Raw genomic sequence first — 8,769 nt, 5'->3', positions numbered from 1 at the left:
GTCATCAATTTCTGGCTCACCACCCAATAAATGGCTCAGGACTTGTACCCCAATATAGACCACAATTCCCCAAATACCCGACATCGTCACGGCCAAACGTGCAGACTCATCAACATTTGCCGCCATGATAATCATGGCAATCAAAGCGAGAAATACCGACATCGCAGGGACACTCGCGAGATGCGCAAGTTTAGACTCTAACCATTTAAACCAATGGGTTTCTTTACCATCATCAAAGAAGAAGTTTAAGAACACCATCAGTAAGAAAGTACCACCAAAGGCTGAGATTTCAGCATGATGTGCCATTAAACGTTCCGAGTATGTTTTTGGATCATTCAAAGCCAATTTCGCAACTTCAATCATGCCCATATCTGCTGTCACCGCGACAATCACAACAGGGAAAATTAAACGCATACCAAAGACAGCAACCAGAATACCTACCGTTAAGAAAATCATTTTCCAGAAATGATCCCAGTTACGTAAAACTGAAGCATTCACAACCGCATTATCGAAAGAAAGTGAAACTTCCATCACCGCCAAAATTGCAGTAATCGTCAATGCTTTCAGCATCGTTGCCACGCCTGCTTCTGGGCCATGCGTATAGCCCCAGTAGGCAGATAGTGCTAAACACACCACTGTAAAGAAAATTGAAAAACGAAAATGCTTCATGAGCAGCCTTTTATTCGAAATCGTCGAGTGATAAAAATGAGACTATTGTAGGCGAGTTTTGACTGAAAGATAGAAAAGATTGTTGCTGTTGTTGTGAGAAGAATAGAGATTGCAACGATCTCTGCTATAGTTTTGCCAAAATCGTTTTTATGTTTTTATAGGTTCAAAGCATGACTTTTTCACAAGATGTATGGCAACGAAATCAAGACTTATATCAAAAAATTCTTGCACTTCCTTTTAATCAAGAACTTACAGCAGGCACATTAAACCGTGAAGTCTTTTGTCATTATGTAATTCAAGATGCACATTATCTTGTGGCTTATGGTCGTGCGCTTGCCGTAGCTGCCGCAAAAGCCTATGACGCTGATGATATTATTCAATTTTCGGAAGCCGCTAAAATCGCAATTATCGTAGAACGTAGTTTGCATAGTGATTTTATGCAGGAATTTAATGTCAGCAAAACAGAATTTGAATCAACGCCATTAACACTTGCTTGTCATCACTACACTTCATTCCTCACCGCAACAGCTTGGTCAGAAAGCTATCCTGTGATTTTGGCAGCACTGTTACCTTGTTTCTGGATTTATGCAGAAGTTGGTAAAGACATCGTTGATAAATCAGTTGCCAATAACCCATACCAAGCTTGGATTGATACCTATGCTGGGGAGGAATTCAATACAGCCGTAAGCAATGTGATTGCAACCATTGACAAAGTGGCCGCGCGTTGTGATGAAGATACCTTAGCCAAAATGCACGCAGCTTATACCATGGGCGCCAAACTAGAATGGTTATTTTGGGATAGTGCTTATCAACAACGCCAATGGTTAGGATTAGATTAAGCGAGTCATAAATTGCACCTCACTTCAACAAGCGAGGTGCAAATAGCGAATTGCTATCAGCCAAAGATTCATCTATCCAATATTTTTCTTTTTAAGCACTTTTCTGTCTTAACCTCTGCGGAATCTGTGCCAATTTAAAAAGATTGTCGCCGCGAGTATCACAAAGAAGATTAAAAATTTAGTCTCAAAGCGAGCTAATCTAAACTCTGAACTTCTAGTGGTCTCTTTAAACGCTTGCTGAACTTGCTCTGGATCAGCTTTTTCCTGAATATTCAGCTGCATTAACTGCGGAGTTTTTTCCCCTTCACCAACAATGATATAAGCTGCCTTAATATCAAAATCTTGTGCATCTGTAATACCGAAAGAAATCACAGCGGGCTTTTGCAAATTATATTCAGGAATCCAGTCCAAAATGCGCCCATATACGCGGACATTCGCTGCACCATTTACGTCAGGATCTTGAATATTAACACCTGTTTGGCTTTCAATTTCACTGGCTAAATCATCAAATGCTTTAAGAGAATAGTTCTGACGAATCGGTAAATCATTTGCCATCAAGCTCATAACTTCAGTTGGATTTGTCGGATGCGCTTGTGAAAGTAAACCATCACCCATTACAGTAAAATCAGCTTTGGTCTGCATGCCTGCCGATTTAGGCACGCCCACAATATAAAATGCCGTCCAGATTTGCGCGCTAGGATTTAAGTTTTTTAATTCCAATTCATAATGATGTTCCACATCTAAATTGAAGAACTGATCAAATCCCGTAATCTTTGTTTCTTGCGCATATACACTAAAACTTGCACAGATCCCCCAGCACAATAAAATCAGATTTTTTAACATTATTATTACTCTGTATTTATAAGTCTTTAATTTTAATTTACTTATTTCATTATCAACAAAGCATTTCTTGCACTAATTTCGCTGAACTGACTGAAAATGACAGCTTCTAACCTAACACTTGCGATGCTTACAAATTACGTCGTCAAATTGATATGGATAAACCCTTAACGCGCTTTATTAAGGACGTAAAAAAGCCCCAATTAAGGGGCTTAGTCGTATATTGTATCGCCAATATACTGTATGAGGCTCATCTCAAACTGGGCGCATTAAAGCATAAATTAGAGACGCTGCCTACTTTTATCTTTGGACTAAAAAACATTCACCACAATTAACGCGAGCAACGCAGGTACGGCTTGGATATAGATGATCTTCTTACTGGCAGTGAGTCCACCGTAAATCCCTGCAACCAATACACAACCTAAAAAGAAATTGGCGAGCGCTAATGCATACGTTTCAGGAGCACAAAGCGACCAAAATAAACCTGCTGCCAAAAAGCCATTATATAAACCCTGATTTTGAGCCAGAACTTTGGTGAGTTGTGCTTTTTCGGGTGTATTGCCAAATGCTTTCAAACCATAAGGTTTATCCCATAAAAACATTTCCAACACTAAAATATAAACATGTAATACTGCAATCAACGCAACGAGAATCGTTCCTAACATTTTACTTATTCCTGATCTTTTCTATCGTGCAATGCTTTCCAATTTATCACTGATCTATTTGAATTGCGTGATAGGTAACATGATTTCCGTGACTCTCCAGCTCAAACCCTCTCGATGTAAGATTAAACTGACTGAAGATTGAGTTTTTGGATCATCTATTTCAACGCTAAATTGGTTCCATGACTGATAATGACTGTGATAAGTCACTTTCTCAGCACCATCTTGATGATTTATTAGTGCTTTATTTTGAGGTTCTCGTGCCGATTCGCCTTGAAACGACAAACCTTCTTTGAACTTTTTGCCCTGTAATAATAAAGAGATGCCTTGAGGTGTCACCATCAAATCCACCATTTTATCGACCATTGAAGATGCCAACATGGCCCCTAATGCAACAAAACTGCCTTCATTTTCTCGTGATGGAAACTCTTGCAACAGCTCATTATTGAATTGATCCTTGAAGCTCTGGCGCACACTAGGAAAGTCCACATAACTTGCGACAGCATTCACATCATCTCGTTCTACCGCTTGTCGAATTTGATAAATCACAAAATATGGCGACAAAATTAAATAAGCTAAAGCAGTCAACACAATAGCCGAGATAGAAATCTTCAACGTTTTCGACATACGATCCTCGATTTCAGGAATTTATTTTTTACTTAATGGTATTTAAATTGCATTGATAAAGGCTTGGGCAATATAGAAAATTCATGTTAAAACTTACTTAAAATCACTAATCCGACACAATCTGACGTTTAAAATCGTTTTGTTACAGCTTGAACAATTTTAAATCGCTATTATATACACGTTTTATTCGCACAATTCCGAGATGTATTTATGAGTCAAAGTCATATCCGTATTCGAGGCGCACGTACCCATAATTTAAAAAATGTGTCACTCGATATTCCACGTGACAAGTTTGTGGTGATTACGGGACTCTCAGGCTCAGGCAAATCATCACTTGCTTTCGATACACTGTATGCCGAAGGTCAACGCCGTTATGTTGAATCACTGTCTGCCTACGCGCGTCAGTTCCTTTCACAAATGGAGAAACCTGAAGTTGATTCGATTGAAGGCCTCTCTCCTGCGATTGCCATTGAACAGAAATCAACCAGCCACAACCCACGTTCAACCGTGGGCACCATTACCGAAATTTATGACTATTTACGTTTGCTGTATGCGCGTGTAGGGACACCGTATTGTCCTGAACATGATCTACCCATGGTGGCGCAGACCATTTCAGAAATGGTAGATGCAGTGAAAGCACTTGAAGAAGGGACTGCACTCATGCTGCTCGCGCCTGTGGTGCGTGAGCGTAAAGGTGAATACACTCAACTGTTTGAGCAACTTCAAGGTCAAGGTTTTGTTCGTGCCCGTGTCGATGGTGAAATCATTGATATTGATACGCCGCCAGAATTAGACAAAAAGAAAAAACATACGATTGAAGTGGTGGTCGATCGTTTTAAAGTCCGTGATGATCTCGGTAATCGTATCGCGGAATCCTTTGAAACGGCTTTACGTTTAGGTGGTGATATTGCTGTTTTATCATGGATGAATGGCGAACATCCAGAACGCGTATTCTCAGCAAAACACTCTTGTCCTGAATGTGATCGAGCTGTTGCGGAGCTTGAACCACGTTTATTCTCATTTAACAATCCATTCGGTGCTTGTCCTGTCTGTGATGGTTTGGGAACGCGTAGTCATTTTAGTGCAGATAAACTCATTCCAAATCCTGAAATTTCAATTAGCCAAGGCGCAATTCGTGGTTGGGACAGACAGCGTCCTTATTACTACACCATGTTGCAGAAAGTGGCTGATCACTTTGATATTCCACTTGATACACCGTGGAATCAACTCGACAAAGATACACAAAAGAAATTCTTACAAGGCACTGGCAAAGAGAAAATTGACCTCAGTTATATTGATGAACGTGGTCGTAAGCACAGTCGTGTGCAAGCCTTTGAAGGAATTTTGCCGCATTTAGAACGTCGCTATCGCGAGACTGAATCAAATTATGTGCGTGATGATTTGGCGCAATACCTGTCGAATGCCGCGTGTGATGCCTGCGGTGGCTCTCGTCTGAATGAAATTTCTCGTCATGTTCGCGTCAAAGATAAAACCATCGCTGAAATTACCAAGATGTCGATTGGTGATGCTGAAAGTTATTATCAGGATCTCAATCTCGAAGGTGCTAAAGGCGAAATCGCGGATAAAATTTTTAAAGAGATTCGTGAACGTTTGCACTTCTTGGTCAGTGTTGGTCTCAATTATCTCAGCTTAGCGCGTTCGGCTGAAACCTTGTCGGGTGGTGAAGCACAACGTATTCGCTTAGCTTCGCAAATCGGTGCGGGTCTGATGGGCGTGATGTATGTGCTTGATGAACCTTCGATTGGTCTGCACCAAAGGGATAATGATCGCTTGCTGCAAACCCTAATTCGCTTGCGTGACTTAGGTAATACCGTACTGGTGGTTGAGCATGATGAAGATGCCATTCGTGCTGCTGACCATATTATTGACATCGGACCAGGCGCAGGTATTCATGGCGGTGCAGTCATTGCCGAAGGTACTTATGATGAATTGGCGAACCATGCCGACTCGCTTACAGGTCAATATTTATCAGGCAAACTTAAAATTGAAGTACCAAAACAGCGTACTCAATCGCCTCGTCCTGATGAATTCATCAAACTCTCTGGCGCAAATGGGCATAATCTACAACATGTCGATTTAACCATTCCTCTCGGCATCATGACTTGTGTGACTGGGGTTTCAGGTTCTGGTAAATCAACCCTGATTAACCGTACTTTATTGCCTTTAGCAGCAACACAATTGAATGGTGCAACCACACTGACTGCTGAAAAGTTTGATTCAATTGATGGTTTACAGCATTTGGATAAAGTGGTGGATATTGACCAGAGTCCTATTGGACGTACACCACGTTCAAACCCAGCCACCTACACAGGTTTATTTACGCCGATTCGTGAGTTATTTGCACAGACACCTGAAGCCAAAGCACGCGGTTATAGCGCAGGTCGTTTCTCATTTAATGTGAAAGGCGGACGCTGTGAAGCGTGTGAAGGCGACGGCATGATCAAGGTGGCGATGCACTTCCTGCCAGATATGTATGTGCCTTGTGATGCTTGTCATGGCAAGCGTTATAACCGTGAAACTTTAGAAGTCGGTTATAAAGGCAAGAATATTTCCGATGTACTCGAAATGACGGTAGAAGATGCAGCTGAATTCTTTAGTGCTATTCCTGTCATTCATCGTCGTTTAGAAACGTTGACTCAAGTTGGTCTTGGTTATATTCGTTTGGGTCAAGCTGCGACAACATTATCAGGTGGCGAAGCACAACGCGTGAAGTTAGCGCGTGAGTTAGCAAAACGTGATACGGGTAAAACTTTATATATCTTGGATGAACCGACCACAGGTCTGCATTTCCATGATATTGCCAAGTTACTCGACATCTTGCATGAGCTGCGTAATAAGGGTAATACCATTGTGGTGATTGAGCATAATTTGGATGTGATCAAAACTGCCGATTGGGTGATTGATCTAGGTCCAGAAGGTGGTTCTGGTGGTGGTCAAATTATTGCTGAAGGCACACCTGAACAAGTCGCTAAAGTTGAGATTTCACATACAGGTAAGTTCTTAAAGCCGATGCTTAAATAAAATCCAACTTACTGTAATTTCATGATAAAACGGTGATTCATTCACCGTTTTTTTATTTGAGGGAATAATGCGGTTTTCAGAAAGATATGGATATAAACCTGTTCGAGAAATAATTCAAAAAGAAAGCATGGATGAGGTGTTAATAAATAGATTGGAGCAAGAATGTTTACCCTTCCACTACATTCTTACCCTTTGCCTTCGCTCTTAACATCGACTGATCCGCTTTTTCTAACAACTCCAACCAATTTTCAGCACCAACAGCCACACCTATACTGACCGAAACCCAAAGCAATTCATCAGAGTTGGAAATAGCGATAGGCTCTTTCGCAATTTCTGAACGGATACTTTCTGCAATAACCTTTGCTGCATCTATCGTAATATTTTCAATGACAACCAAAAACTCATCACCACCATAACGAACAATTAAATCAGATGCTCGGACATTATGTTTAAGGTGATCGGCAATTATGGAAATGACTTGATCACCCACAATATGCCCATACTGATCATTCACAAATTTAAAATTATCAATATCAACGACAATCACACCCGTGTTTAAAAAACCACTCGGCTTGCGCTCCAGAGCATGGACATACTCTTCCAAAGCCAAACGATTCGCGACACCTGTTAACACATCTGAGTTAGCAATCTTTTTAAGCTGCGTCTCCATCATGTCACGTTGATTCAACATCACTTTTAAACGATCAATCGCCTCAAATAAAGATAAAAACTCCTGTCTGGATTGTTTGGTTTTTAACTCTTCTTTTGACGCATTTGACAAGCGTAGAATCATTTCTCGCGCTTTGATTAACGGACTAAATACTTTCCGCTTTGTATAAATCATAATGAAAATAGCCGTCAGTAAAGACAGACAAGAAATACATAAGGTAAAAATAAATTGTTGCTTGGCTTTTTTATTCTGCTCGTGTGCAACTTGAATACTGTAATCTAAAATATAGTTCTGCAAATCCATAACCGTTGTAAATTTATCTACAATTCGATTGGTTAATTGCGTGCCAGTAAGAAAATAGTTTTGATTATTTTGGCTTTCATCGAGTAATTTCGTAATTAAAGGTAAACCTTTATCCAAAAACTCTGTTTTTACTCGTTGATGTAAATGTATATATTGATCAGTCTTGGTTTGTTCAGGTTGGATCGTATCAACCAAAGCCCATAAATACTGAGACTGATGCTGGGTTTGTAAACAACGTGCTCGATTAATATCTGAGATTTTTTCACCAAACGTCACAGGTGCCATAATATTTGAAGCAACTCGCCCTGCTTGATCACGCATATCCGTAAGAACCAAAATCGAAATAAAATAATTCGACATTTTGCTGTCTTTACTTTTGGATTGTTTCATCAAATCATTTAAATATTTTCTGCTCTCATCCCAAACATCAAACATCGTAAAAATTGCATGATTAAATTGAGCAGACGTTCGCTGAGCATGGGGAATATTTGCATAAGCGTCTACAACCTCACGACCATGATTCAACTTTGCTTTGAAATCAGTTTGTAAATGTGTCGCAATCGACTCAAATCCACCTTGCTTTAACGTCGCTATGGTCTGATCAATCTGATCATCCACAACCAACCTAAACTCAGCTAACTCTTTTTGATTGGCTGCTAATTCTTCAACAGTACTCGACATAACCTTATTGGCAGGTGCGCGTTCTCGAGAAATTTTATTGGCCGTTTTTACTAAGGCACGCAGACTAGTAATTTCGGTTAACACTTGATTTGTCTTAATATATTCTTGATAGCTTTGAATAATCAGAGGGATAGAGATATATAGGATCGAAGAAATAATAACGACCATACATAGAAAAAGCCGGAGACTGATTTGCTCAGAACGTAATTTCGCACTTTTTAAACTACGTCCCATGCACACACCTTGCTTGTTTCAAAAACTCATCCAGATTGATTTTCAAACAGTATGTAATTTTACCTGATTTTTAAAATTATACCGTCATAATTAAAGCTGTTTTTTTAAACAGATAAAATACAAGCAAAACCAATTTTCCTTTTGGTTTGTTAATTTATATTTATCTATTTGTTTTAATTATTAGGGTCTGTTGACATTTACT

At 39.8% G+C, this 8,769-nt stretch carries 7 protein-coding genes; 2 read left to right on the top strand and 5 right to left on the bottom strand.

Features of this window, described 5'->3' with window-relative positions; genetic code table 11:
* Positions 1 to 669: DUF475 domain-containing protein (locus B4237_RS15385; RefSeq protein ID WP_286943847.1), on the bottom strand; the 669-nt coding region annotated here is incomplete at its 3' end.
* A 170-nt stretch (positions 670 to 839) separates the two neighbouring features.
* On the opposite strand from B4237_RS15385, the gene tenA reads away from it, so the two are divergent.
* Complete coding sequence (gene tenA / locus B4237_RS15380; RefSeq protein ID WP_004877998.1) at positions 840 to 1,508, top strand: thiaminase II; 669 nt, start codon at positions 840 to 842, stop codon at positions 1,506 to 1,508.
* Positions 1,509 to 1,616: 108 nt separating this feature from the next.
* On the opposite strand, the gene B4237_RS15375 is transcribed toward tenA, so the two are convergent.
* The 3 genes from B4237_RS15375 to B4237_RS15365 all read right to left on the bottom strand — a co-directional run bounded on the left by B4237_RS15375 (position 1,617) and on the right by B4237_RS15365 (position 3,637).
* Entirely contained in the window at positions 1,617 to 2,351 is a 735-nt protein-coding gene (locus tag B4237_RS15375; protein WP_278595577.1) for a hypothetical protein, read from the bottom strand.
* Positions 2,352 to 2,659: 308 nt separating this feature from the next.
* The gene (locus B4237_RS15370) at positions 2,660 to 3,013 is read right to left on the bottom strand and encodes a DUF1304 domain-containing protein (protein WP_004878002.1); all 354 of its coding nucleotides are present in this window, start codon (positions 3,011 to 3,013) and stop codon (positions 2,660 to 2,662) included.
* A 54-nt stretch (positions 3,014 to 3,067) separates the two neighbouring features.
* Positions 3,068 to 3,637 (bottom strand): DUF2939 domain-containing protein, encoded by a 570-nt coding sequence (locus tag B4237_RS15365; RefSeq protein ID WP_278595576.1) that lies wholly within the window; start codon positions 3,635 to 3,637, stop codon positions 3,068 to 3,070.
* A gap of 210 nt (positions 3,638 to 3,847) precedes the next feature.
* On the opposite strand from B4237_RS15365, the gene uvrA reads away from it, so the two are divergent.
* Positions 3,848 to 6,679 (top strand): excinuclease ABC subunit UvrA, encoded by a 2,832-nt coding sequence (gene uvrA, locus B4237_RS15360; RefSeq protein ID WP_278595575.1) that lies wholly within the window; start codon positions 3,848 to 3,850, stop codon positions 6,677 to 6,679.
* A 166-nt stretch (positions 6,680 to 6,845) separates the two neighbouring features.
* Here uvrA and B4237_RS15355 read toward each other — a convergent pair whose 3' ends face one another.
* A complete protein-coding gene (locus B4237_RS15355) occupies positions 6,846 to 8,567 on the bottom strand; it encodes a GGDEF domain-containing protein (RefSeq protein ID WP_278595574.1) in 1,722 nt (573 codons plus the stop codon).
* Positions 8,568 to 8,769 lie beyond the last annotated feature (202 nt).

Origin of the sequence: Acinetobacter sp. UBA6526, assembly GCF_002434875.1 — a bacterium.
Taxonomy (GTDB): domain Bacteria; phylum Pseudomonadota; class Gammaproteobacteria; order Pseudomonadales; family Moraxellaceae; genus Acinetobacter; species Acinetobacter venetianus.
This window is presented reverse-complemented; position numbering and strand designations above follow the sequence as displayed.

Coding starts and splice junctions, on each gene's coding strand:
- tenA (WP_004877998.1), top strand. CDS start 840: ATGACTTTTTCACAAGATGTATGGCAACGAAATCAAGACTTATATCAA.
- B4237_RS15375 (WP_278595577.1), bottom strand. CDS start 2,351: ATGTTAAAAAATCTGATTTTATTGTGCTGGGGGATCTGTGCAAGTTTT.
- B4237_RS15370 (WP_004878002.1), bottom strand. CDS start 3,013: ATGTTAGGAACGATTCTCGTTGCGTTGATTGCAGTATTACATGTTTAT.
- B4237_RS15365 (WP_278595576.1), bottom strand. CDS start 3,637: ATGTCGAAAACGTTGAAGATTTCTATCTCGGCTATTGTGTTGACTGCT.
- uvrA (WP_278595575.1), top strand. CDS start 3,848: ATGAGTCAAAGTCATATCCGTATTCGAGGCGCACGTACCCATAATTTA.
- B4237_RS15355 (WP_278595574.1), bottom strand. CDS start 8,567: ATGGGACGTAGTTTAAAAAGTGCGAAATTACGTTCTGAGCAAATCAGT.